This is a genomic window from Pseudomonas sp. NPDC012596 (genome assembly GCF_042902325.1).
Lineage (GTDB): Bacteria > Pseudomonadota > Gammaproteobacteria > Pseudomonadales > Pseudomonadaceae > Aquipseudomonas.
In genome coordinates, this window is the sequence record NZ_JBIBEB010000020.1 from 67,363 (window position 1) to 90,495 (window position 23,133).

Annotated in this window: 19 protein-coding genes; 13 read left to right on the plus strand and 6 right to left on the minus strand. The window is 61.7% G+C overall.

The features are described 5' to 3' along the window. The first annotated feature begins 82 nt into the window (after positions 1–82). From ACFY68_RS21735 to ACFY68_RS21750, 4 genes are all read left to right on the plus strand, one after another. Entirely contained in the window at positions 83–304 is a 222-nt protein-coding gene (locus tag ACFY68_RS21735; RefSeq protein WP_346615006.1) for a DUF1127 domain-containing protein, read from the plus strand. A 193-nt stretch (positions 305–497) separates the two neighbouring features. Continuing rightward, complete coding sequence (rluB, locus tag ACFY68_RS21740; RefSeq protein WP_387531589.1) at positions 498–1,565, plus strand: 23S rRNA pseudouridine(2605) synthase RluB; 1,068 nt, start codon at positions 498–500, stop codon at positions 1,563–1,565. Between the two features lie 766 nt (positions 1,566–2,331). Next, positions 2,332–3,753 (plus strand): amino acid permease, encoded by a 1,422-nt coding sequence (locus tag ACFY68_RS21745; RefSeq protein WP_387531592.1) that lies wholly within the window; start codon positions 2,332–2,334, stop codon positions 3,751–3,753. A gap of 147 nt (positions 3,754–3,900) precedes the next feature. After that, positions 3,901–5,246 (plus strand): IS3 family transposase gene (locus tag ACFY68_RS21750; RefSeq protein WP_387531595.1). Its coding sequence is split into 2 segments (ribosomal slippage): positions 3,901–4,365 and positions 4,368–5,246, totalling 1,344 coding nucleotides; the frame shifts between segments, so codons are not numbered across the junction. Between the two features lie 100 nt (positions 5,247–5,346). Here the strand turns inward: ACFY68_RS21750 and ACFY68_RS21755 are convergent. Then, the gene (locus ACFY68_RS21755) at positions 5,347–6,231 is read right to left on the minus strand and encodes a LysR substrate-binding domain-containing protein (protein WP_346615009.1); all 885 of its coding nucleotides are present in this window, start codon (positions 6,229–6,231) and stop codon (positions 5,347–5,349) included. A gap of 152 nt (positions 6,232–6,383) precedes the next feature. Here ACFY68_RS21755 and ACFY68_RS21760 point away from each other — a divergent pair, with 152 nt between their 5' ends. Further along, a complete protein-coding gene (locus ACFY68_RS21760) occupies positions 6,384–9,404 on the plus strand; it encodes an FAD-binding and (Fe-S)-binding domain-containing protein (protein WP_387531598.1) in 3,021 nt (1,006 codons plus the stop codon). 120 nt (positions 9,405–9,524) lie between these two features. On the opposite strand, the gene ACFY68_RS21765 is transcribed toward ACFY68_RS21760, so the two are convergent. The 4 genes from ACFY68_RS21765 to phhA all read right to left on the minus strand — a co-directional run bounded on the left by ACFY68_RS21765 (position 9,525) and on the right by phhA (position 12,341). After that, complete coding sequence (locus tag ACFY68_RS21765; RefSeq protein WP_387531601.1) at positions 9,525–10,724, minus strand: MFS transporter; 1,200 nt, start codon at positions 10,722–10,724, stop codon at positions 9,525–9,527. Between the two features lie 97 nt (positions 10,725–10,821). Beyond that, on the minus strand, positions 10,822–10,947 hold the full coding sequence (locus tag ACFY68_RS21770) for a hypothetical protein (protein WP_256215917.1): 126 nt from the start codon (positions 10,945–10,947) through the stop codon (positions 10,822–10,824). Between the two features lie 210 nt (positions 10,948–11,157). Next, positions 11,158–11,514 carry a 4a-hydroxytetrahydrobiopterin dehydratase gene (locus tag ACFY68_RS21775; RefSeq protein WP_387531604.1) on the minus strand — a complete coding sequence of 119 codons (357 nt, stop codon included), beginning with the start codon at positions 11,512–11,514 and terminating at the stop codon, positions 11,158–11,160. A 38-nt stretch (positions 11,515–11,552) separates the two neighbouring features. Continuing rightward, positions 11,553–12,341, minus strand: a complete 789-nt coding sequence (phhA, locus tag ACFY68_RS21780; protein WP_346615013.1) for a phenylalanine 4-monooxygenase — start codon at positions 12,339–12,341, stop codon at positions 11,553–11,555. A gap of 255 nt (positions 12,342–12,596) precedes the next feature. Here phhA and ACFY68_RS21785 point away from each other — a divergent pair, with 255 nt between their 5' ends. Next, entirely contained in the window at positions 12,597–14,156 is a 1,560-nt protein-coding gene (locus tag ACFY68_RS21785; RefSeq protein WP_387531607.1) for a sigma-54-dependent transcriptional regulator, read from the plus strand. Positions 14,157–14,218: 62 nt separating this feature from the next. On the opposite strand, the gene ACFY68_RS21790 is transcribed toward ACFY68_RS21785, so the two are convergent. Next, positions 14,219–14,473, minus strand: coding sequence for a DUF2790 domain-containing protein (locus tag ACFY68_RS21790; protein ID WP_346615015.1), 255 nt, complete (start codon positions 14,471–14,473; stop codon positions 14,219–14,221). A 426-nt stretch (positions 14,474–14,899) separates the two neighbouring features. Here ACFY68_RS21790 and acs point away from each other — a divergent pair, with 426 nt between their 5' ends. From acs to ACFY68_RS21825, 7 genes are all read left to right on the plus strand, one after another. Next, positions 14,900–16,861, plus strand: coding sequence for an acetate--CoA ligase (gene acs, locus ACFY68_RS21795; RefSeq protein ID WP_387531611.1), 1,962 nt, complete (start codon positions 14,900–14,902; stop codon positions 16,859–16,861). A 495-nt stretch (positions 16,862–17,356) separates the two neighbouring features. Beyond that, entirely contained in the window at positions 17,357–18,142 is a 786-nt protein-coding gene (locus tag ACFY68_RS21800) for an ABC transporter substrate-binding protein (protein ID WP_346615017.1), read from the plus strand. An 88-nt stretch (positions 18,143–18,230) separates the two neighbouring features. Continuing rightward, positions 18,231–18,920, plus strand: coding sequence for an ABC transporter permease (locus ACFY68_RS21805; protein WP_387531614.1), 690 nt, complete (start codon positions 18,231–18,233; stop codon positions 18,918–18,920). Further along, entirely contained in the window at positions 18,917–19,615 is a 699-nt protein-coding gene (locus tag ACFY68_RS21810) for an ABC transporter permease (RefSeq protein WP_346615019.1), read from the plus strand. The genes ACFY68_RS21805 and ACFY68_RS21810 overlap by 4 nt, the downstream gene beginning before the upstream one ends. 22 nt (positions 19,616–19,637) lie before the next feature. After that, complete coding sequence (gene aotP / locus ACFY68_RS21815) at positions 19,638–20,402, plus strand: arginine/ornithine transport ATP-binding protein AotP (protein WP_387531617.1); 765 nt, start codon at positions 19,638–19,640, stop codon at positions 20,400–20,402. A 99-nt stretch (positions 20,403–20,501) separates the two neighbouring features. Beyond that, positions 20,502–21,482, plus strand: coding sequence for a transcriptional regulator ArgR (gene argR, locus ACFY68_RS21820; RefSeq protein WP_387531620.1), 981 nt, complete (start codon positions 20,502–20,504; stop codon positions 21,480–21,482). A 326-nt stretch (positions 21,483–21,808) separates the two neighbouring features. Then, positions 21,809–23,029 (plus strand): aspartate aminotransferase family protein, encoded by a 1,221-nt coding sequence (locus ACFY68_RS21825; protein ID WP_387531623.1) that lies wholly within the window; start codon positions 21,809–21,811, stop codon positions 23,027–23,029. Positions 23,030–23,133: the final 104 nt, after the last annotated feature.

Below are 23,133 nucleotides of genomic sequence, written 5' to 3' on the forward strand. Positions count from 1 at the left end.
AGATGCATGGCATCAGAAACATTCGTTGGATTGATCTTAAGCCTGGCGTGAGACTGGAGCCATCAACACGGAGGGCTTCACGATGAAAGGTCATGTCAGCAGCATCCAGCAATCTGCGTTCTCCCTGAACCACCTGTGGCACGCAGCCCTTGAGCGCCCGCTGCGCTGGTACGACCTGTACCGCCAGCGCCAGGAACTGGCCAGCCTCAGCGATGCCACCCTGCACGATCTGGGCTTGAGCCGGGCAGATATCCAGCAAGAGGCCGATCGGCACTTCTGGGATGATCCGCTGAGCAAAGGGTGACTGTTCTGCCCCGGTGAACGCTCAGGTGTTCACTGGGGCAGCAGCAAAGCCATCGGGCAGAAAGTCCTTACCTCCCCCGGAAAACCCACTAACCTGCAGTGCGTTCCTTCAACGAACCGCGTATGATGCGCGGCCTTTTGGCGCGTTCGTCGCCAGAAACCTCGTTTTCATTCTTACACCGGGAGGTGCCCAGATGAGTGAGCAAGACCTGCAAAATACCGAAATTACCCCTCCGTCCGGCGAAAAGCTGCAGAAAGTGCTGGCGCGTATCGGCGTGGGCTCGCGCCGTGACGTCGAGGCCTGGATCAGCCAGGGCCGTATCAAGGTCAATGGCGTTGCCGCCACCCTTGGTCAGCGCGTCGACCTGCACGATGCCATCGCTGTCGACGGCAAGCTGATCAAGCGCGAAGAGGCCGCCGAGGCCACCCGCCGGGTGATCATGTACAACAAGCCTGACGGCGAGATCTGCACCCGTGACGACCCGGAAGGCCGCCCAACCGTGTTCGACCGCCTGCCACGCCCGAAGGAAGGCCGCTGGATCAACATCGGCCGCCTGGACATCAACACCACTGGTCTGTTGTTGTTCACCACCGACGGTGAGCTGGCCAACCGCCTGATGCACCCGTCCTACGAGATGGACCGCGAGTACGCGGTGCGTGTGCGTGGCGAAGTCGACGACGAGATGATCGAACGCCTCAAGGCTGGCGTGATGCTCGAAGACGGCCCGGCCAAGTTCACCGACATCCAGAAGGCGCCGGGCGGTGAAGGTTTCAACCATTGGTACCACTGCGTGGTGATGGAAGGGCGTAACCGTGAGGTTCGCCGCCTGTGGGAATCGCAAGGCATGGTGGTGAGCCGCCTGAAGCGTGTGCGCTTCGGCCCGGTGTTCCTCAATTCTGACCTGCCGATGGGCCGCTGGCGTGAAATGACCCAGGGTGAAATCGACATCCTGGCCGCCGAAGTAGGGCTGCAGCCGGTTGCGCTGCCGGCCATGAACCTCAAGGCCAAGGACAAGATGGAGCGCCTGCAGCGCAAGTCGACCCGGCCGATGGGCCGTGGCGAGCGTGTGCGTAACCTTCGCCCGGCGCAGGAAGGCAGTGCAGCCGCCGAGCGCCCGGCACGTCAGCCGCGTGAAGAAGCACCGCGCAAGGGCAACCGCGGCAGCGCCGTGGCCGAGCGCCCGAGCGAGATGCGCAAGCGCCCGTCCAAGCCTGATGGCGACAAGCCGGCAGGCCGTGGTCGCGGCAAGCCGCGTGGTTGATCTGCGGTAGCGGTAATGAAACAGCCAGCCTTCGGGCTGGCTTTTTTGTGCCTGCGGGGAAGGGGCTGCTGTGCAGCCCAATCGCCGGCAAGCCGGCTCCCACAAAAGCAGGTTTACACCACCCCTTGTTGTAGGGGCAGCCCACAAAAGCAGGTTTACACCACCCATTCTGGTGGGAGCCGGCTTGCCGGCGATTGGCCGCGCAGCGGCCCAAGATATTGAAGAAAAAGTAATTTTCGGACGACTGGCAAGTTTTCAAACCGCCTTGTAAAGAAATTTATACGGAACCGCCAGGCTTCATTGGTCAGGCCTGTATTCTGTAAAAATTACTTGCCAAGGTCATGTCCTCAGCACCCCGCCCAAGCCCGCTCCCCTATTGCCCAAACCCCCGTCCCACGGGGATATTGCGCCCATTGCCACGCGCAAAAAGCCCGTCCCCAGAGCCGAGCTACTAGAACAACAAATGGAGGCGCCATGTACGCCGATCACTGCGCCTTTCAAGGCTACCTACCACAGGACCGCTGCGTTTTTTCCGAGAGAACGACGCAACGCGTTGACGCCTGCGCGCTCGCAGGGGTATACAGTGCGCCGCGTTTTACCTGTGACCCTCTTGCGTACCGCGCACTCTTGCTCACACCCGGCTGAGCCGCCCTGGCGGCACTCGTGTTCAAGAAACCCAAGGTAACCACCTTGCCCATTCCGCTGCGCCACGAGCGCGGTGGGTCCGATTCCGTCACAGATAAAAACAATGCAGGTGACTTCGTTCATGAGTGAACACAACATGCATTCAGGCGAGCTCAAGCGGGGCCTGAAGAACCGCCATATCCAGTTGATCGCCCTCGGCGGCGCTATTGGTACTGGCCTGTTCCTCGGCTCGGCAGGCGTGATGAAAACCGCCGGCCCGTCGATGATCCTCGGCTACGCGATTTGCGGCTTCATCGCCTTCATGATCATGCGCCAGCTGGGCGAAATGATCGTCGAAGAGCCGGTGGCCGGTTCGTTCAGCCACTTTGCCCACAAATACTGGGGCGGTTTCGCCGGCTTCATGTCGGGCTGGAACTGCTGGGTGCTGTATATCCTGGTGGGCATGTCGGAGCTCACCGCGGTCGGCAAGTACATTCACTACTGGTGGCCAGAAATCCCCACCTGGGTGACGGCGGCAGGCTTCTTCCTGCTGATCAACTTCATCAACCTGATGAATGTGAAGGTGTTCGGTGAAGCGGAATTCTGGTTCGCCATCATCAAGGTTGCAGCCATCGTCGGCATGATCGGCCTGGGTGCCTACCTGCTTACCAGCGGCAGCGGCGGGCCTGACGCCTCGGTGACCAACCTGTGGGCGCATGGCGGCTTCTTCCCGCATGGCGTCAGCGGCCTGGTCATGGCATTGGCGTTCATCATGTTCTCGTTCGGCGGCCTGGAAATGCTCGGTTTCACCGCAGCCGAGGCTGACAAACCGCGAACCGTGATCCCGAAGGCGATCAACCAGGTCATCTACCGAATCCTGATTTTCTACATCGGTGCGCTGGTGGTGCTGTTGTCGCTGACCCCGTGGGACAACCTGGTCGCCAGCATCGACGCCTCCGGCGGCAGCTACGGCAGCAGCCCGTTCGTGCAGGTGTTCTCCCTGCTGGGCAGCGACGTGGCCGCGCACCTGCTGAACTTCGTGGTACTGACCGCGGCGCTGTCGGTGTACAACAGCGGCACCTACTGCAATGCCCGCATGCTGCTGGGCATGGCCGAGCAAGGTGACGCCCCGGCGGCCCTGGCCAAGGTCGACAAGCGCGGTGTGCCGGTGCGTTCGATCCTGGCGTCGGCAGCGGTGACTGTGATTGCGGTGCTGCTCAACTACTTCATGCCGCACGATGCACTGGAGTTGCTGATGTCGTTGGTGGTGGCGACCCTGGTGATCAACTGGGCGATGATCAGCTATTCCCACCTCAAGTTCCGCCAGCACCTTGAGCGCACTGGCCAGAAGCCGCTGTTCAAGGCGTTGTGGTACCCCTATGGCAACTACATCTGCCTGGCGTTCGTGGTGTTGATCCTGGGCATCATGTTGCAGATCCCGGGCATCAAGATCTCGGTTTATGCGATGCCGGTATGGGTGCTGGGGATGTTCCTCCTTTACCTCATCAAGCCAAAGCGCCGGGTGCACGCTGGCGGCGTTGCTGCCGGTACTGTGGCCAAGTAAAGGCTTCGGGCGGTAAGCAAAACCCGATGTCAGGTGACTGGCATCGGGTTTTTTGTTGCCTGGCCCGGCCCTATCGCCGGCAAGCCGGCTCCCACAGAATGGACTGCCCCCAAGAAGTTGGACACCAATCCAACCCTTGGGGGATCTATGGGTAAGTACACCGAGCAATTCAAGCTCACAGCGATTACAGCCTACCTGGATGGCAGCAACGGTTTCCGAAAGGTGGCTAAACACTTTGGTATCGACTTCAGTCTGCTTCGACGCTGGGTGGCCAGTTATCAGGCCAATAATGGCGCTGGTTCCGGCTCGCATGGGCAGCGCTATACCAGTGATTTCAAACAGCAGGTGCTCAGCTACATGCAAGAGCACCGCCTTTCGCTGCGCCAGACCGCTGCCCACTTTGGCCTTGGGCAGTCCTCTCGGATAGGCATTTGGCAGCGCCAGTACTACAGTGGCAGTCCTGCCCCTTCTGCTGCCATCAAGCCAATCAACATGCCGAAGAAGATCAAACCTGCCAAACCCACCGATACCAATGATGATCAGAAGTCTCGAGATCAGCTGATGGCTGAACTCGAGTTCCTGCGCATGGAGAATGCTGTCCTAAAGGAGCTCAAGGCTCTGCGCGAGGAAAAGGAGCGAATACGCGGGAAAAAGTCCTGATCGTTTCCAAACTCAAGCGCAGGTTTCCTTTGCCTGACCTCCTTGAATTGGTCGAGCTGGCGCGCAGCACCTTCTACTACCAGCTCAAAGCTCAGCAGAAGCCAGACCGGCATGCTGAGCTCAAGGCGTTGGTGCATCGCGTCTACCACGAGCAAAAAGGGCTTTATGGTTATCGCCGTATTGCGCTCGTAATCAGGAAGGAAAAGCGGGTGAACAAGAAGGTGATTGAACGGCTGATGGCTGAGCAGGAATTGAAATCGGTAGTGCGCCCCAAGAAATACCGCTCCTATCGAGGCACCGTCGGCAAAGTGGCTGCGAATCTGCTGGAGCGAAATTTTGTCGCGCAACGGCCGAATCAGAAGTGGGTGACCGATGTAACCGAGTTCAAGGTAGCTCAACAGAAGCTCTACCTATCGCCCGTGATGGACTTGTACAACGGTGAAATCGTGGCCTACGAAATGGCCAGTCGCCCGTGCTATAGCCTGGTTGGGAACATGCTTGGCAAAGCGCTCGATTGCCTGGGAGAGAAACCGAAGCTCGTGCTGCATTCGGATCAGGGATGGCATTACCAGCAAGCCCAGTACCGCCGTGTGCTCAGCGAGCGCGGGGTAAAACAGAGTATGTCTCGCAAAGGTAATTGCCTGGACAACGCGGCTATGGAAAGCTTCTTCGGCACGCTCAAATCCGAGTTTTTCTACCTGAAGCGTTTCGAGAACATTGATGAGCTGAGAGCGGGTCTGGATGAGTACATTCACTACTACAACCATGATCGCATCAAGCTGAGGCTCAATGGCCTGAGCCCTGTGGAGTACAGGGCTCAGGCTGCAGCTTAGAACTGTCCAACTTTTGGGGGGCAGTCCAGAAACGCGGGCGACGCACTACCCTGTGGGAGCCGGCTTGCCGGCGATAGGGCCCGCCCAGGCAATAACCCATTCAGATCTGTTCCAGCAGCCAGCTGCGAAACGCGCGCAACGAGGGCAGCGCCTCGTTCCGTGGCGGGTAGATCAGGTAGTAACTGCGCTGGCTGGCAAATGCTGCCCCCGGGCTGAACAGCTCACCCTTGGCCAACTCTTCCTCCACCAATATGCGCGGCACCAGCCCTATGCCGATCCCGGCGCGCACGGCCTGGATCAGGTGCGATGTCAGCTCGAAGCTCGGCCCCAGGCGCATTGCCCGGTGCGACAGGCCATGGTGCGAGAACCATTCGCCCCAGGCATGCGGGTTGTTGGCGACATTGAGCAGCACTTCGGCACTGATCCGCGCCGGGTCCCAGCCTTGGCTGTCGCCGCTGGCCTGTGGCGGCAGGATGACTACCAGTTCTTCGGCATGCAGGCGGTGGCAGATCAGCCCCGGCAGGTCGTGGCTGGCCACACCGATGGCGGCATCGATCTCGCTGGTGTCGAAGTTGATCGCTTCGATCCGGGAGTGGATGTGCACCAACATGCCCGGGTGGGCGCCGTAGAAGGCATGCAGGCGCGGCAGCAGCCACTTGGAGCCGAAAGTGGGCAGGGTGGCCAGGCGCAGGGTGCCGACCCCAGACTGATAGGCCAGGGCCTGCAAGGTGGCACTGCGGATGCGGCCCAGGGCCTCGCTCAGCTCGCGCTGGTACAGCCGGCCGACGTCGGTCAACTGCACCTGGCGGCCTTCGCGGCGGAACAGGGTCAGGCCCAGCTGTTGCTCCAAGGCCTGTACCTGGCGGCTGACCGCGCTCTGGGTCAGCGACAGTTCGGCAGCGGCGCGGGTGTAGCTTTCATGCCGGGCGGCGGCCTCGAAGGCCAGCAGCAGCGACATGGACGGGGTGAGGTGGCGGTAATTCATTCATAAAAGTCATTGATAGCGGCAGGATTATCCGTTTGCCCCTGAAGCGAAACTACAGGAACATTGGCCCATGCGTCATCCCTGCAGGTCTAGACCCATGCCGTGATGACAGGATTTCCGTGAATTAGCCCATATCAAGAGGCCATCCTTCGATGATCGCCCAGCTGCCGACCGTTGCGCCGAGCGCCACCTACCCCGAATTCCTCGAAGCCCTGCGAGGCAGCGGCTTCCGTGGCCAGATCAGTGCCGACTACGGCACCCGTACGGTGCTGGCCACCGACAACTCCATTTACCAGCGCCTGCCCCAGGCGGCGGTGTTCCCCCTGGACGCCGATGACGTTGCGCGCGTGGCCGCGCTGATGGGCGAGGCGCGCTTCGCGCAGGTCAAGCTGACCCCGCGCGGTGGCGGCACCGGCACCAACGGCCAGTCGTTGACCGACGGCATCATCGTCGACCTGTCGCGGCACATGAACAGCATCCTCGAAATCAACGTCGAGGAACGTTGGGTGCGGGTGCAGGCCGGTGTGGTCAAGGACCAGCTCAATGCCGCGCTCAAGCCCCATGGCCTGTTCTTCGCCCCCGAGTTGTCCACCTCAAACCGCGCCACCGTCGGCGGCATGATTAACACCGACGCCAGCGGCCAGGGTAGCTGCACCTACGGCAAGACCCGCGACCACGTGCTGGAGCTGCACAGCGTGCTGCTCGGTGGCGAGCGCCTGCACAGCCTGCCGATCGATGATGCGGCGCTGGAGCAGGCCTGTGCCGCGCCTGGACGAGTGGGCGAGGTGTACCGTACCGCCCGTGACATTCAGCAAACTCAGGCCGATCTGATCGAAACCACCTTCCCCAAGCTCAACCGCTGCCTGACCGGCTACGACCTGGCGCACCTGCGCGACGAGCAGGGCCGCTTCAACCTCAACAGCGTGCTGTGCGGCGCCGAAGGTTCGCTGGGTTATGTGGTCGAAGCCAAGCTTAACGTGCTGCCGATTCCGAAGTACGCGGTGCTGGTCAACGTTCGCTACACAAGCTTCATGGACGCGCTGCGGGATGCCAATGCACTGATGGCACACAAGCCGCTTTCGATCGAGACGGTAGACTCCAAGGTGCTGATGCTGGCGATGAAGGACATCGTCTGGCACAGCGTCGCCGAGTACTTCCCGGCCGACCCTGAGCGCCCGACGTTGGGCATCAACCTGGTGGAGTTCTGTGGCGACGAGCCGGCCGAGGTGAATGCCCGCGTCGAAGCGTTCGTCAAGCACCTGCAGGCAGACACCAGCGTCGAGCGTCTTGGCCATACCCTGGCCGAAGGCGCCGAGGCGGTGACCCGTGTCTACGTCATGCGCAAACGCTCGGTGGGCCTGCTGGGCAACGTCGAGGGCGAAGTGCGCCCGCAACCCTTCGTCGAAGATACCGCGGTGCCGCCGGAGCAACTGGCTGACTACATCGCCGACTTCCGTGCGCTGCTCGATGGCTATGGCCTGGCCTACGGCATGTTCGGCCACGTCGATGCCGGCGTGCTGCACGTGCGCCCTGCGCTGGACATGAAAGACCCGGCCCAGGCCGCCCTGGTCAAGCCGATCTCCGATGCCGTGGCGGCGTTGACCAAGCGCTACGGCGGCCTGCTGTGGGGCGAGCATGGCAAGGGCCTGCGCTCGGAATACGTGCCGGAATACTTCGGTGCGCTGTACCCGGCGCTGCAGCGCCTGAAAGGCGCGTTCGACCCACGCAACCAGCTCAACCCCGGCAAGATCTGCACCCCGCCGGACAACGCCGAAGGCCTGACCAAGGTCGATGGCGTGACCCTGCGCGGCGACCTCGACCGCACCATCGACGAGCGTGTGTGGCAAGACTTCGGCAGTGCCGTGCATTGCAACGGCAACGGCGCCTGCTACAACTACGACCCCAACGACGCCATGTGCCCGTCGTGGAAGGCCACCCGCGAGCGCCAGCATTCGCCCAAGGGCCGTGCCTCGCTGATGCGTGAATGGCTGCGCCTGCAAGGTGAGGCGAACATCGACGTGCTGGCGGCGGCGCGCAACAAGGTGTCCTGGTTGCGTGGGCTACCGGCGCGGCTGCGCAACAACCGCGCACGCAGCCAGGGCCAGGAAGACTTCTCCCATGAGGTCTACGACGCCATGGCGGGCTGCCTGGCGTGCAAGTCTTGCGCTGGCCAGTGCCCGATCAAGGTCAATGTGCCGGACTTCCGTTCGCGCTTCCTCGAGCTGTACCACGGGCGCTACCAGCGCCCGATGCGCGATTACCTGATCGGCTCGCTGGAGTTCACCATCCCGTACCTGGCCCATGCGCCGGGGCTGTACAACGCGGTGATGGGGTCGAAGTGGGTGAGCAAGCTGCTGGCAGACAAGGTCGGCATGGTCGACAGTCCGCTGATCAGCCGCTTCAACTTCCAGTCCACCTTGACCCGCTGCCGGGTGGGCGTGGCCAGTGTGCCGGCGCTGCGTGAACTGACGCCGGCCCAGCGCGAGCGCAGTATCGTATTGGTGCAGGACGCTTTCACCCGTTACTTCGAGACGCCGCTGTTGGCTGCCTTCATCGAACTGGCGCACCGCCTTGGCCATCGCGTGTTCCTGGCGCCCTACAGCGCCAACGGCAAGCCGCTGCACGTGCAAGGTTTCCTTGGCGCCTTCGCCAAGGCGGCGATCCGCAACGCTACCCAGCTCAAGGCGCTGGCCGACTGCGGCGTACCGCTGGTGGGCCTGGACCCTGCGATGACCCTGGTCTACCGCCAGGAGTACCAGAAGGTGCCTGGCCTTGCAGGCTGCCCGAATGTGCTGCTGCCGCAGGAGTGGCTGATGGATGTGCTGCCCGAGCAGGCGCCGACCGCCCCCGGTAACTTCCGCCTGATGGCGCACTGCACCGAGAAGACCAACGTGCCGGCCAGTACCCGCCAGTGGGAGCAGGTGTTCGCGCGCCTGGGCCTGAAGTTGGTGACCGAGGCCACGGGCTGCTGCGGCATGTCCGGTACATACGGGCATGAAGGGCGTAACCAGGACACCTCGCGGACCATTTTCGAGCAGTCGTGGGCAACCAAGCTGGACAAGCAAGGTGAGGCACTGGCGACAGGCTATTCGTGCCGCAGCCAGGTCAAACGCATGACCGAGCGGCAGCTGCGTCACCCGCTGGAGGTGGTGTTGCAATACGCCCAGCGATAGATCTGCGTTGGCGCTATCGCGGGCAAGCCCGCTCCTACAGGAACTGCACCGAATGCACGGGCTGCACTGTACTTGTGGGAGCCGGCTTGCCGGCGATAGGGCCGCCAGACACTGCAGCGCTCAGGCTTCGTGCACCGGCTTGCGACCATGCCGCGCCTGCCTGTACAGGTACAAGCTCAACACTAGCCCGCAGCATGAAGCTGCCGCGGCGAACAGGAACATCGAAGCAAACCCGAACCCCGACGCCACCGCGCCCACCAGCGGCCCGGTAATCCCCAGTGACAAATCGATGAACAGCGAATACGCACCCACCGCCGCCCCGCGGTTGGCTGCGGAAACCTGATTCACGGCCTCCACCCCCAGCGCCGGGAACACCAGCGAAAAGCCGAAACCACTGAGCGCCGCCCCAGCCAATGCCAGTTCAGCACTGGGCGCCAGCCACAACATCAGCAGGCCAAATGTCTCCACCAGCAGGCAAGCGATCGCCACGCGAAACCCGCCAATCCGGTTGATCAGGTTGCCGAACAGCAAGCGCGCACTGATGAAGCTGGCGCCGAACAGGCTGAGGGTCAGGGCCGCGTTCGGCCAGCCACGGCTGGCGTAGTAGAGGGTGATGAAGGTGGCGATGGTGCCGAAGCCGATCGAGCCCAGTGCCAGGCCGGACCCGTGCGGGAATACCTTGCCCAGCACCCGCATGAAAGGCAGGCGCACACCGCTGACAATTGGCGCTGCGCGTTTCGGCCAGGCCAGCAGGAGCCCGAGCATGCACAGCAGAATGATGCTCACCCCCATGCTCCATAGCCCCAGTTGCTTGGCCATCAGCACGCCCAGCGGGGCGCCGATGGCTAGCGCGCCATAGCTGGCGATGCCATTCCAGGAGATCACTTTTGCCGTGTTCTCGGCGCCGACCCGGCCAATGCCCCAGCCAATCGAGCCGGAACCCACCAGGCTTTCGGCGCTGCCCAGTACCAGGCGGCCGACCAGCAGGCAGGCCAGGCTCAACCACGGCAAATGGGTGAGGAAGGCACACGCGAGCATGAACACGCCGCTCAGGCCGCAACCGGCGAGGCCGTACATGACCGCCTTCTTGCTGCCGAGGTTGTCGATGATGCGGCTGGCGGTGGGGCGGCTGAGCAGGGTGGCCAGGTACTGCACGCTGATCACCAGGCCGGCGATTACGGTGCTGAAACCCAGGTCGTTGTGGACATAGCCGGGCAGTACGGCCAGGGGAATGCCGATGTTCAGGTAGCCGATGAAGGTGAACAGGACAATGGAGACGACTTGCAGAGTGACCGCAAGGGGGCGCGGTGAGTCGGGCATGGGGGCCTACGTGGCAGAAGTTCTGGACGGTGTGAAAACGCGATGACGACGGAGGCCCGCAGGTCAGCCGTTTTCACACAGTCGGGGAGATGCGCGGTTATTCCTGGTCAGCGCTGGATTGATCGTCGCCATCCTCGACGGCAGGCGTCGGTTCGGAGTGGGCGGCAACGGTTTGCTCTTCTGGGTTCAGGCTTGGGAAGGGAAGATTCGGGATTTCGTGCATCTCGTCGTCCTCGCAAGTGTGAGTGAAAAGTCTGCGCCAGGCGCGTTTGGAGCTTCGTAAAGCTGGGGCAGGATACACAAGTCTGGATGACAGTTTGTATTTTTTCCCGGTCGCTTGTCGGTTTTGCGGGCGGATACCGAACATTTCCTGCAGAAAAAACAGGGCCGCTGTGCGCCGTTCGATAGCGCACAGCGGCCCTGTTCAAAGGCTTTACTTGCGGCCTTCGGCCGTCTCGGCGACCTTGTCGGTACGCGCGCACATGATGAAGTCGTTGCGGTGCAGGCCTTTGATCGAGTGGCTCCACCAGGTCACGGTGACTTTGCCCCACTCGGTCAGCAAGCCTGGGTGATGGCCTTCGGCTTCAGCGATTGCGCCCACGGCGTTGGTGAACTCCAGGGCATGCTTGAAGTTCTTGAACTTGAACACGCGCTCCAGCTCCATGTGGCCGTCACGTACTTCGATGTTCCAGTCCGGGATCTCGCGAATCAGCTCGGCCAGCTCGTCGTCGGTGACTTTCGGCGCATCGGCGCGGCAGGCTTCGCAGTGGGCTTGGTTCAAGGCATTCATGAGGTATTTTCCGATTCGAGTTGTTGTCGCAAGGCCGCTCAGGCGGCGACCTTGGGTGGAAACTTCGGCGCATGCAGCCCCAGCTGCATGGCCTGCTGGACCATCCCCATGATGTCTTCATGGGCCAGGTCGAACAGGCGCTTGAGGTTCGGCAGCACGAAATACACCGGCTGCAGAATGTCGATACGGTACGGGGTGCGCATGGCTTCGACCGGGTCGAAGGCCTGGTGCTCCGGCTCGCCCGACAGGCTGTAGACGGTTTCCTTCGGCGAGGAGAGGATGCCGCCGCCATAGATCTTGCGACCTTGCGGGGTCTCCATCAGGCCAAACTCGATGGTCATCCAGTACAGCCGCGCCAGATATACGCGCTGTTCCTTGGTCGCGGCCAGGCCCAGCTTGCCATAGGTGTGGGTGAATTCGGCGAACCAGGGGTTGGTCAGCAGTGGGCAGTGGCCAAAAATCTCGTGGAAGATGTCCGGTTCCTGCAGGTAATCAAGCTCTTCTGCGGTGCGGATGAACGTGGCCACCGGGAAGCGCTTGCTGGCCAGCAGCTCGAAGAAGGTCTGGAACGGGATTAGGGCCGGTACGCGGGCAACCTGCCAACCGGTGGTGGCGCCCAGCACCTTGTTGATCTCGCCCAGTTGCGGGATACGATCGTGGGGCAGTTGGAGCTGATCGATGCCGTCCAGGTACTCCTGGCACGCCCGGCCTTCGATGACCTTGAGCTGACGGGTGATCAACGTGTTCCACACCGCATGCTCTTGCTGCGGGTAGTCGATAAAACCATGCGCATCGGGCTCGCGTGCCACGTACTGCGTCTGTTTCATGTGGCTCTCCTGGTGAAGGCTTTCTTGTTATGTCCACGACATACCCTAGGAATATCCCTTCATGCGCCCAATTGCACGGGTGATCCGTGCCCCCTTGCCCAGGCTGTACACGGCAATTCGTAACGATAATTTTACAAAATACCGCGCATCGCGGAAAATTCGGCTCATCGAGCTGGCGTAATGGCAGAATTCGTCAGCTTTTCTTTACGACTTTTCCGTGCGCGGTTGAAAAACTTCGCCGCTTCGAGAGCTTCCATGCGTATCAAAGTGCATTGCCAGAACCGCATCGGCATCCTTCGCGACATTCTCAACCTGCTGGTGGAATACGGCATCAACGTGCTGCGTGGCGAGGTGGGGGGCGACCACGGCAATGCCATCTACTTGCATTGCCCTAATCTGATCAACTTGCAGTTCCAGGCGTTACGGCCGAAGTTCGAGGCAATCGCCGGAGTGTTTGGCGTCAAGCGCGTCGGGCTGATGCCCAGCGAGCGGCGGCACATGGAACTCAACGCGCTGCTGGGGGCGCTGGATTTTCCGGTGTTGTCGGTGGACATGGGCGGCAGCATCGTTGCCGCCAACCGTACCGCCGCGCAGTTGCTCGGGGTACGGGTTGACGAAGTGCCGGGCATGCCCTTGGCGCGCTATGTCGAGGACTTCGACCTGCCGGAGCTGGTGCGGGCCAACCAGTCACGCATCAACGGCCTGCGGGTCAAGGTCAAGGGCGATGTGTTCCTGGCTGACATCGCGCCGTTGCAATCAGAGCACGATGACAGCGAAGCGCTGGCGGGTGCGGTGTTGACCCTGCACCGCGCCGACCGCATTGGCGAGCGCATTTACAATGTGCGCAAGCAGGAGTTGCGCGGCTTCGACAGCATCTTTCAGAGCTCGCGGGTGATGGCGGCGGTGGTGCGTGAAGCGCGGCGCATGGCGCCACTGGACGCACCGTTGCTCATCGAGGGCGAAACCGGCACCGGCAAGGAGTTGCTGGCGCGCGCCTGCCACCTGGCCAGCCCGCGTGGCCAGGCACCGTTGATGGCGCTGAACTGTGCCGGCCTGCCGGAATCCATGGCTGAAACCGAACTGTTCGGGTATGGGCCGGGTGCATTCGAGGGAGCGCGCGCCGAAGGCAAGCTGGGGCTTCTGGAGCTGACGGCTGGCGGCACGCTGTTCCTCGATGGGGTAGGGGAGATGAGCCCGCGCTTGCAGGTGAAACTGCTGCGCTTTCTGCAGGATGGTTGCTTCCGCCGTGTCGGCAGTGATGAAGAGGTGTACCTGGATGTACGGGTGATCTGTGCGACCCAGGTGGATTTGTCCGAGTTGTGCGCCCGTGGCGAGTTCCGCCAGGACCTCTATCACCGGCTCAATGTGCTGTCGCTGCACATCCCGCCGCTTCGCGAGTGCATGGATGGCCTAGAAGGGCTGGTGCAGCATTTTCTCGACCAGGCTAGCCGGCAGATCGGTTGCGCCCTGCCGCGCCTGGCGCCGGCGGCGATGGACAAACTTGCCCAGTACCACTGGCCGGGCAATGTACGGCAACTGGAAAACGTATTGTTCCAGGCGGTATCACTGTGCGAAGGCGGGGTGGTGAAGAGCGAACATATCCGTTTACCGGATTATGGTGTGCGCCAACCGTTGGGCGAGTTTTCCCTGGACGGTGATCTTTCGCAGATTGTCGGGCGGTTCGAGAAGGCGGTGTTGGAGAGTTTGCTGGGCGAATACACAAGTAGTCGCGCATTGGGTAAGCGATTGGGTGTATCGCATACAACTATTGCCAACAAGTTGCGTGATTATTCGCTGGGCAAGTCGAGTGAATGAACCAATGATGTATTGAACACGTTACGAGCGAAGGGGCCCTTTGGGCCCCCAACCCACAGGCATCAGCCGTTGGAGCAGCCGTTGCCCATCACGCGGTATTCGAGAATGTGCTTCTGGCCGTTGGAGTCCTCGTAGGTCATGCGGGCAGGCACTACTTCGCAGACATTCGGCACTTCGCTCATGGAGATGACGCGAGCGATGTCCAGGTGCTGTGAGTAACTGTACTGTTCAACCGGAATCTGCTCGACATCGTTTGCTTCGCCGGCCATCGCCGCGCTGCAAAGACCGCCAAGTACCAATACCAGTAAAGCTTTCATTTTCTATTTACCTGTCTAAGGTCGTGAGGGGGCACGCGGCGCTTGTGGCGCCGCGAATACAGCCAAGTTTTCAACTATCGGATTAGAGAGGGATTAACGTAATGCCTTCGTGGGGGCTGTTACTGTTACCAGTTGTTAATCGCCTTGCCGTTGCTGGCGAGGTGAATCTTATGCCTCGGTAATAAAGGGAAACAGATGGCGTTTTGATAAAGTTTTTTCGCCTTTTGACAGAATCGGTAACAATCCCCCGGCAAAACCCTCTCCTTTGCCCGCGCATCAGGCCGCCCGCTGCGGCCTAGAGCCTTTCGCGCTGATTGGCGCAGTCGCATCCCGTCGCGTTACTACCATCGTCGTATGGCTTTTGCCGCTCTGGTACAGTTACAAACGATTCCATACAAAAACAACTATTACACCGAGGTAACACAGATGAGTGCGGCTCCACTGTATCCCGTTCGTCCCGAGGTTGCGGCCACTACCCTGACCGACGAGGCCACCTACAAGGCCATGTACCAGCAATCGGTGATCAACCCGGACGGCTTCTGGCGCGAGCAGGCCCAGCGTCTTGACTGGATCAAGCCATTCACCAAGGTCAAACAGACCTCCTTCGACGACCATCATGTCGATATCAAGTGGTTTGCCGACGGCACTCTGAACGTTTCTTCCAACTGCCTGGACCGCCACCTCGAAGAGCGCGGCGACCAGCTGGCAATCATCTGGGAGGGCGACGACCCTTCCGAGCACCGCAACATCACCTACCGCGAACTGCACGAGCAGGTCTGCAAGTTCGCCAACGCCCTGCGTGGCCAGGACGTGCACCGCGGTGATGTGGTGACCATCTACATGCCGATGATCCCCGAAGCCGTGGTGGCCATGCTGGCCTGCGCGCGCATTGGTGCCATCCATTCGGTGGTGTTCGGCGGCTTCTCGCCGGAAGCTCTGGCTGGGCGCATCATCGACTGCAAGTCCAAGGTGGTGATCACGGCCGACGAAGGCGTGCGCGGTGGCCGTCGTACCCCGCTCAAGGCCAACGTCGACCTGGCTCTGACCAACCCTGAAACCAGCAGTGTGCAGAAGATCATCGTGTGCAAGCGCACCGGTGGCGACATCGCCTGGCACCAACACCGCGACATCTGGTACGAAGACCTGATGAAGGTTGCCTCGAGCCACTGCGCGCCGAAGGAAATGGGCGCCGAAGAGGCGCTGTTCATCCTTTACACCTCTGGCTCCACCGGCAAGCCCAAGGGTGTGCTGCACACCACGGGCGGCTACCTGGTGTATGCCGCGCTGACCCATGAGCGTGTGTTCGACTACCGCCCGGGTGAGGTCTACTGGTGCACCGCCGACGTCGGCTGGGTCACCGGCCACAGCTACATCGTCTACGGCCCGCTGGCCAACGGCGCGACCACGTTGCTGTTCGAAGGTGTGCCGAACTACCCGGACATCACTCGCGTGTCGAAGATCGTCGACAAGCACAAGGTCAACATCCTCTACACCGCCCCGACCGCCATCCGCGCGATGATGGCCGAGGGCCAAGCTGCGGTCGAAGGTGCTGACGGTTCCAGCCTGCGCTTGCTGGGCTCGGTGGGCGAGCCGATCAACCCTGAAGCCTGGAACTGGTACTACAAGACCGTCGGCAAGGAGCGTTGCCCGATCGTCGACACCTGGTGGCAGACCGAGACCGGCGGCATCCTGATCAGCCCGCTGCCGGGCGCCACCGGCCTCAAGCCGGGTTCTGCGACCCGTCCGTTCTTCGGTGTGGTGCCGGCGCTGGTGGACAACCTTGGCAACCTGATCGAGGGTGCGGCCGAGGGCAACCTGGTGATCCTCGACTCCTGGCCGGGCCAGTCGCGCTCGCTGTATGGCGACCACGACCGCTTCGTCGATACCTACTTCAAGACCTTCCGCGGCATGTATTTCACCGGTGACGGTGCGCGTCGCGACGAGGATGGCTACTACTGGATCACCGGGCGTGTGGATGACGTGCTCAACGTTTCCGGCCACCGTATGGGTACCGCCGAGATCGAAAGCGCCATGGTCGCCCATGCCAAGGTGGCCGAGGCTGCCGTGGTGGGCGTACCGCACGACATCAAGGGCCAGGGCATCTATGTGTATGTCACCCTCAATGCCGGCGTCGAGTCGAGCGAGCAGCTGCGCATGGAGCTGAAGAACTGGGTGCGCAAGGAGATTGGCCCGATTGCCTCGCCGGATGTGATCCAGTGGGCGCCCGGGTTGCCGAAAACCCGCTCGGGCAAGATCATGCGGCGGATCCTGCGCAAGATCGCTACCGCGGAGTATGACGCACTGGGTGACATCTCGACCCTGGCCGACCCTGGCGTGGTGCAGCACCTGATCGATACCCACAAGGCGATGAACCTGGCGACGGCGTAAGTTTGCCCGCGCCAACCCAGGGCTGAGTAAACCCCGCCGCGCAACCGGCGGGGTTTTTGCTTTACTGTTACCCGACATTCATCGGTAACCCCCTTGTGTCACCGCCTTTGCACGGAAACGGGGCGCCGGGAAACAGCCAGGCCTGTTTTGGGTGCATTTTTCGCTTCAATGTGTGCAACCCGGCACGCTGCACTTGCCGTAACTCAAGGCTTTGCCAATAATAGGCCCAGTAATTGCTAGTCCTATGGGTTCTATTTCTTGCGCTCTTGCATATCTTGCAAAGGCTGTCAACCTCGCCCGCTGCGGTTTCAAGCGCTTCTGTAAGTAGTTGTCGCTTTGAAGAAATATCGACTACCGGGCTGTCGTTAAAATGCCACTCACTCGCTCGTGGTCTGCGACCTTGGTCGAACCCTGCGCGGCTCGCGTTGTACCCATTCGCATATCGGGCAGTTGTTACCCCTGCCTTGTATTGCCCCGTACCGATGGAGTTACCTGATGAAGAAGCTCGCACTGCTTGGCGCCCTGGCGCTTTCCGTGTTTTCCCTGGTGTCGCAGGCCGATGAAAAACCGTTGAAAATCGGTATCGAGGCCGCCTACCCACCCTTCGCCTTCAAGCAGCCTGACGGCAGCATCGCCGGTTTCGACTACGACATCGGCAATGCCCTGTGTGAAGAGATGAAAGCCAAGTGCACCTGGGTCGAGCAGGAATTCGATGGCCTGATCCCGGCACTGAAAGTGCGCAAGATCGACGCCATCCTGTCGTCCATGTCGATTACCGACGACCGCAAGAAATCGGTCGATTTCACCAAGCGCTATTACCTGACCCCGGCGCGCCTGGTGATGAAGGACGGCACTGCCGTCAGCGACAGCCTGGATGAACTCAAAGGCAAGAAGATCGGCGTGCAGCGCGGCTCGATCCACGACCGCTTTGCCAAGGAAGTGCTGGGCGCCAAAGGTGCCACCGTGGTCCCTTACGGCACCCAGAACGAAATCTACCTCGACGTCGCCGCTGGCCGCCTCGACGGCACCGTGGCCGATGCCACCCTGCTGGAAGACGGCTTCCTGAAAACCGACGCCGGCAAGGGCTTCGCCTTCGTTGGCCCGGCATTCACCGACGCCAAGTACTTCGGTGACGGTATCGGTATCGCCGTGCGCAAGGGTGACAAGGCCAACGTCGACCGCATCAACGCCGCCATCGACGCCATCCGCGCCAACGGCAAGTACAAGCAAATTGAAGCCAAGTACTTCAACTTTGACATCTACGGTCCAGACTCGAACTAAGACGTCGGGTTTCACCTGTGCAATGGTGCAAACAGCAGAGGCTCTGAGGTTTGCACCATTTTTCATTCTTTAGGTCGAGGACCTCATCATGTTGAAAGGCTACGGGGCAGTCATCCTCGACGGGGCGTGGCTGACGCTGCAGCTCGCCCTGTCGTCGATGGCCCTGGCCATCGTGCTCGGCCTGATTGGCGTGGCGCTGCGCTTGTCGCCGGTGCGCTGGCTGGCCTGGTTGGGCGATATGTACGCCACGGTGATCCGTGGTATTCCGGACCTGGTGCTGATTCTGCTGATCTTCTACGGCGGGCAGGACATCATCAACCGTCTGGGGCCGCTGGTTGGCTATGACGATTACATCGACCTGAACCCGTTGATTGCCGGTATCGGTACGCTGGGCTTCATTTTTGGTGCCTACCTGTCGGAAACCTTCCGCGGGGCCTTCCTTGGTATCCCCAAGGGCCAGGCCGAAGCGGGCGCGGCCTACGGCATGAGCGGGCGGCAAGTGTTCTTCCGCATCCAGGTGCCGCAGATGATCCGCCTGGCGATTCCGGGTTTCACCAACAACTGGCTGGTATTGACCAAGGCTACCGCGCTGATTTCGGTGGTCGGTTTGCAGGACATGATGTTCAAGGCCAAGCAGGCGGCAGACGCCACCCGCGAACCCTTTACCTTCTTCCTGGCGGTGGCGGCGTTGTACCTGGTGCTCACCAGTGTCTCGCTGCTGGCACTGAAGTATCTCGAGAAGCGCTACTCGGTGGGCGTCAAGGTGGCTGAGCTATGATTTTCGATTACAACGTCATCTGGGAGGCCATGCCGCTGTACCTGGGTGGCCTGCTGACCACCCTGAAGTTGCTGGCGATATCGCTGTTCTTCGGCCTGCTGGCGGCTGTGCCGCTGGGGTTGATGCGCGTGTCGAAGCAGCCGGTGGTCAACCTCACGGCCTGGCTCTACACCTACGTAATCCGCGGCACCCCGATGCTGGTGCAGCTGTTTCTGATCTACTACGGCCTGGCGCAGTTCGAGGCGGTGCGTGAAAGTGTGTTCTGGCCATTGCTGTCCAGTGCCACGTTCTGTGCTTGCCTGGCCTTCGGTGTCAACACCAGCGCCTATACCGCCGAAATCATCGCCGGCAGCCTCAAAGCCACGCCCCATGGCGAGATCGAGGCGGCCAAGGCCATGGGCATGTCGCGCATGAAGATGTATCGCCGCATCCTGCTGCCGTCGGCCCTGCGCCGGGCATTGCCGCAGTACAGCAACGAAGTGATCATGATGCTGCAGACCACCAGCCTGGCGTCGATCGTGACCCTGATCGACATCACCGGTGCCGCACGCACGGTCAATGCCCAGTACTACCTGCCTTTCGAGGCCTACATCACGGCGGGCGTGTTCTACCTGTGCCTGACCTTCATCCTGGTGCGCCTGTTCAAGATGGCCGAACGCCGTTGGCTCGGCTACCTGGCGCCGCGCAAGCACTGAACGCTCTGTGAGAACCGACAGCATGTACAAACTCGAAGTCCAAGACCTGCACAAGCGCTATGGCAGCCATGAAGTGCTCAAGGGTGTTTCCCTGGCGGCCAAGGCAGGCGATGTGATCAGCATCATCGGCTCCAGCGGTTCGGGCAAGTCGACCTTCCTGCGCTGCATCAACCTGCTTGAGCAGCCGCACGCCGGCAAGATCCTGCTCAACAACGAAGAGCTGAAGCTGGTCGCCGGCAAGGACGGCGCGCTCAAGGCTGCCGATTCCCGTCAGCTGCAGCGCATGCGCTCGCGCCTGTCGATGGTGTTCCAGCACTTCAACCTGTGGTCGCACATGACCGCGCTGGAGAACGTCATCGAAGCACCGGTGCACGTGCTGGGCGTGAGCAAGAAGGAGGCCCTGGAAAAAGCCGAGCATTACCTGGCCAAAGTGGGCGTGGCCCATCGCAAGGACGCCTTCCCCGGCCACATGTCCGGCGGTGAGCAACAGCGTGTGGCAATTGCGCGGGCGCTGGCCGTGGAGCCTGAGGTTATGCTGTTCGACGAGCCTACCTCGGCGCTCGACCCGGAGCTGGTGGGGGATGTGCTGAAGGTCATGCAGGCCTTGGCCCAGGAAGGCCGGACGATGGTAGTGGTGACGCACGAGATGGGTTTTGCCCGCGAGGTGTCCAACCAGCTGGTGTTCCTGCACAAAGGCCTGGTCGAGGAAACCGGCTGCCCACGTGATGTGCTGGCAAACCCACAATCCGAGCGGCTCAAGCAGTTTCTCTCCGGCAGCCTGAAGTAAAGGCTGCACCTTTGCACCAGAATAGGGCATGCTGCGCAGCGAGCGCAGCCTGACCCGGCGCCACAGACTCGAACGACCTCAGGTTTCGGACCGTACCCTATGACCACCCAGCGAATCGGTTTTCTCATCTGGCCAAGCACCAAGCCTTTAACGTTGGCGCTGGCAGAGGAAGTATTGCTGGTGGCCCAGCGGGTGCATCCAGACGTGGTCTACGAGCTGGCCTTCCTGCAGGCCGAGCCTGCCGAGGAGGGTGCCTGGCGCCTGCCGGGCGAGCCATGGAATGGTCGCCTGGAAGGCTGTCACAAGCTGTTCTTGCTGGCCGACGAACCGCCACAGGCGGTGGGTGCGACGCTGTCGACAGCGCTCAAGCAGCTGGCCCGCAGTGGCTGCATGATTGGCGGGTTGTCCGCCGGCGTATACCCGCTGGCCATGCTCGGCCTGCTCGATGGCTACCGCGCCGCGGTGCACTGGCGTTGGCAGGACGATTTTGCCGAGCGTTTCCCCAAGGTCATCGCCACCAGCCACCTGTTCGACTGGGACCGTGATCGCCTGACGGCGTGTGGCGGTATGACCGTGACTGACCTGCTGCTGGCGGTGCTGGCGCGCGATCACGGTGCCGAGCTTGCCGGTGCCGTGTCCGAGGAACTGGTGGTCGAGCGTATTCGTGAGGGTGGCGAACGCCAGCGCATTCCGCTGCAGAATCGCCTGGGCTCCAGCCACCCGAAGCTCACCCAGGCGGTGCTGCTGATGGAGGCCAACATCGAAGAGCCACTGACCACCGACGAAATCGCCCAGCATGTGTGCGTTTCGCGCCGGCAGCTGGAGCGCATCTTCAAGCAGTACCTCAATCGAGTGCCGAGCCAGTACTATCTGGAGCTGCGCTTGAACAAGGCACGCCAGATGCTGATGCAGACCAGCAAGTCGATCATCCAGATCGGCTTGTCCTGCGGGTTCTCTTCCGGGCCGCATTTTTCCAGTGCTTACCGCAACTTCTTTGGCGCAACGCCGCGGGAGGATCGTAACCAGCGGCGTAACAGCAGCCCGTTCGAGCTCAGTTCGGCGCCGGCTGAAAAAGGCTGATGAGCTTGGCGGCATGCCCTGAGTTGTGTGGCGGCCATTAGACCGAGCGTCGCCCGCACGGCGCTCGATGCGGCCGCAGCACAAAATCATCGCCCTACACCCCGCAGCCCCTCCAGTTCAATGTGAACACCCGTTCACCCATCCCTTCTCTACCGTTACACTGCGCGATTGCGACAGTGTTTGTCGCATTGCCGAAAGCCTGGCTGAAACTGGGTTTTGCGCTGTAACAAGTTGTCGCTTGGCCGCAAGGACAGGCGCCGATCAGTCCTTACAATCCCCCCATCGCTCGCCACATCCAGGCCAGCGTTCCTCTTCAGGAGACTCAGATGTCCGTTGAGCAAGCCCCGGTGCAACGTGCCGATTTCGACCAGGTCATGGTCCCCAACTATTCTCCGGCGGCCTTCATTCCTGTGCGAGGCGAGGGTTCCCGCGTCTGGGACCAGTCGGGTCGCGAGCTCATCGACTTTGCCGGTGGCATCGCGGTGAACGCCCTGGGCCACTGCCACCCGGCACTGGTCAAGGCCCTGACCGAACAGGCCAATACCCTCTGGCACGTTTCCAACGTCTTCACCAACGAGCCGGCCCTGCGCCTGGCGCACAAGCTGGTTGACGCCACCTTTGCCGAGCGTGCGTTCTTCTGCAACTCGGGCGCCGAGTCCAACGAAGCCGCCTTCAAGCTGGCCCGTCGCGTTGCCCATGACCGCTTCGGCCCCGAGAAGCACGAAATCATCGCCACCGTGAACAGCTTCCACGGCCGCACCTTGTTCACCGTAAGCGTCGGTGGGCAGCCGAAGTATTCCGACGGTTTCGGCCCGAAGATCACCGGCATCAGCCACGTGCCATACAACGACCTGGAAGCGCTGAAGGCACAGATTTCCGACAAGACCTGCGCCGTGGTGATCGAGCCGATCCAGGGCGAAAGCGGTGTGGTGCCGGCCGACAAGGCGTACCTGGAAGGCGCGCGTAAGCTGTGTGACGAGCACAACGCCCTGCTGATCTTCGACGAAGTGCAAACGGGTGTCGGCCGTACCGGTTCGCTGTATGCCTACCAGCACTACGGCGTGACCCCGGACATCCTGACCAGCGCCAAGAGCCTGGGCGGTGGCTTCCCGATCGGCGCCATGCTCACCACCAGCGACATCGCCAAGCACCTGGCCGTCGGCACCCACGGCACCACCTACGGCGGCAACCCGCTGGGCTGCGCCGTTGCCTGCGCGGTGCTGGACGTGATCAACACCCCGCAAACCCTGGCCGGCATCAAGGCCAAGCACGCGCGTTTCAAGGCTCGCCTGGAACAGATCGGTCAGCAGTACAGCCTGTTCACCCAGGTGCGTGGCGTCGGCCTGCTGATCGGCTGCGTGCTCAACGAGGCCTGGCAGGGCAAGGCCAAGGACATCCTCAACGCCGCCGAAAAGGAAGGTGTGATGGTGCTGCAGGCTGGCCCGGACGTGGTGCGCTTCGCGCCAAGCCTGGTGGTGGAAGATGCCGACATCGATGAAGGCCTGGACCGCTTCGAGCGCGCCGTGGCCAAACTGACCCAGGGTTGATTTGCCTGCGGTCTTTCGCTGGCCCTGCACGGGCCGGCGATACCTGAATTCCAGTGCCGGCGCGTGCTTGCAGATACAACCACGCGCCCGCCGTTTTTCCGTGC

Coding starts and splice junctions, on each gene's coding strand:
- ACFY68_RS21825 (WP_387531623.1), top strand. CDS start 21,809: ATGTCCGTTGAGCAAGCCCCGGTGCAACGTGCCGATTTCGACCAGGTC.
- ACFY68_RS21735 (WP_346615006.1), top strand. CDS start 83: ATGAAAGGTCATGTCAGCAGCATCCAGCAATCTGCGTTCTCCCTGAAC.
- ACFY68_RS21765 (WP_387531601.1), bottom strand. CDS start 10,724: ATGCCCGACTCACCGCGCCCCCTTGCGGTCACTCTGCAAGTCGTCTCC.
- ACFY68_RS21790 (WP_346615015.1), bottom strand. CDS start 14,473: ATGAAAGCTTTACTGGTATTGGTACTTGGCGGTCTTTGCAGCGCGGCG.
- ACFY68_RS21805 (WP_387531614.1), top strand. CDS start 18,231: ATGTTGAAAGGCTACGGGGCAGTCATCCTCGACGGGGCGTGGCTGACG.
- ACFY68_RS21810 (WP_346615019.1), top strand. CDS start 18,917: ATGATTTTCGATTACAACGTCATCTGGGAGGCCATGCCGCTGTACCTG.
- ACFY68_RS21760 (WP_387531598.1), top strand. CDS start 6,384: ATGATCGCCCAGCTGCCGACCGTTGCGCCGAGCGCCACCTACCCCGAA.
- aotP (WP_387531617.1), top strand. CDS start 19,638: ATGTACAAACTCGAAGTCCAAGACCTGCACAAGCGCTATGGCAGCCAT.
- ACFY68_RS21800 (WP_346615017.1), top strand. CDS start 17,357: ATGAAGAAGCTCGCACTGCTTGGCGCCCTGGCGCTTTCCGTGTTTTCC.
- rluB (WP_387531589.1), top strand. CDS start 498: ATGAGTGAGCAAGACCTGCAAAATACCGAAATTACCCCTCCGTCCGGC.
- ACFY68_RS21785 (WP_387531607.1), top strand. CDS start 12,597: ATGCGTATCAAAGTGCATTGCCAGAACCGCATCGGCATCCTTCGCGAC.
- ACFY68_RS21755 (WP_346615009.1), bottom strand. CDS start 6,231: ATGAATTACCGCCACCTCACCCCGTCCATGTCGCTGCTGCTGGCCTTC.
- ACFY68_RS21775 (WP_387531604.1), bottom strand. CDS start 11,514: ATGAATGCCTTGAACCAAGCCCACTGCGAAGCCTGCCGCGCCGATGCG.
- ACFY68_RS21770 (WP_256215917.1), bottom strand. CDS start 10,947: ATGCACGAAATCCCGAATCTTCCCTTCCCAAGCCTGAACCCAGAAGAG.
- ACFY68_RS21745 (WP_387531592.1), top strand. CDS start 2,332: ATGAGTGAACACAACATGCATTCAGGCGAGCTCAAGCGGGGCCTGAAG.
- argR (WP_387531620.1), top strand. CDS start 20,502: ATGACCACCCAGCGAATCGGTTTTCTCATCTGGCCAAGCACCAAGCCT.
- acs (WP_387531611.1), top strand. CDS start 14,900: ATGAGTGCGGCTCCACTGTATCCCGTTCGTCCCGAGGTTGCGGCCACT.
- phhA (WP_346615013.1), bottom strand. CDS start 12,341: ATGAAACAGACGCAGTACGTGGCACGCGAGCCCGATGCGCATGGTTTT.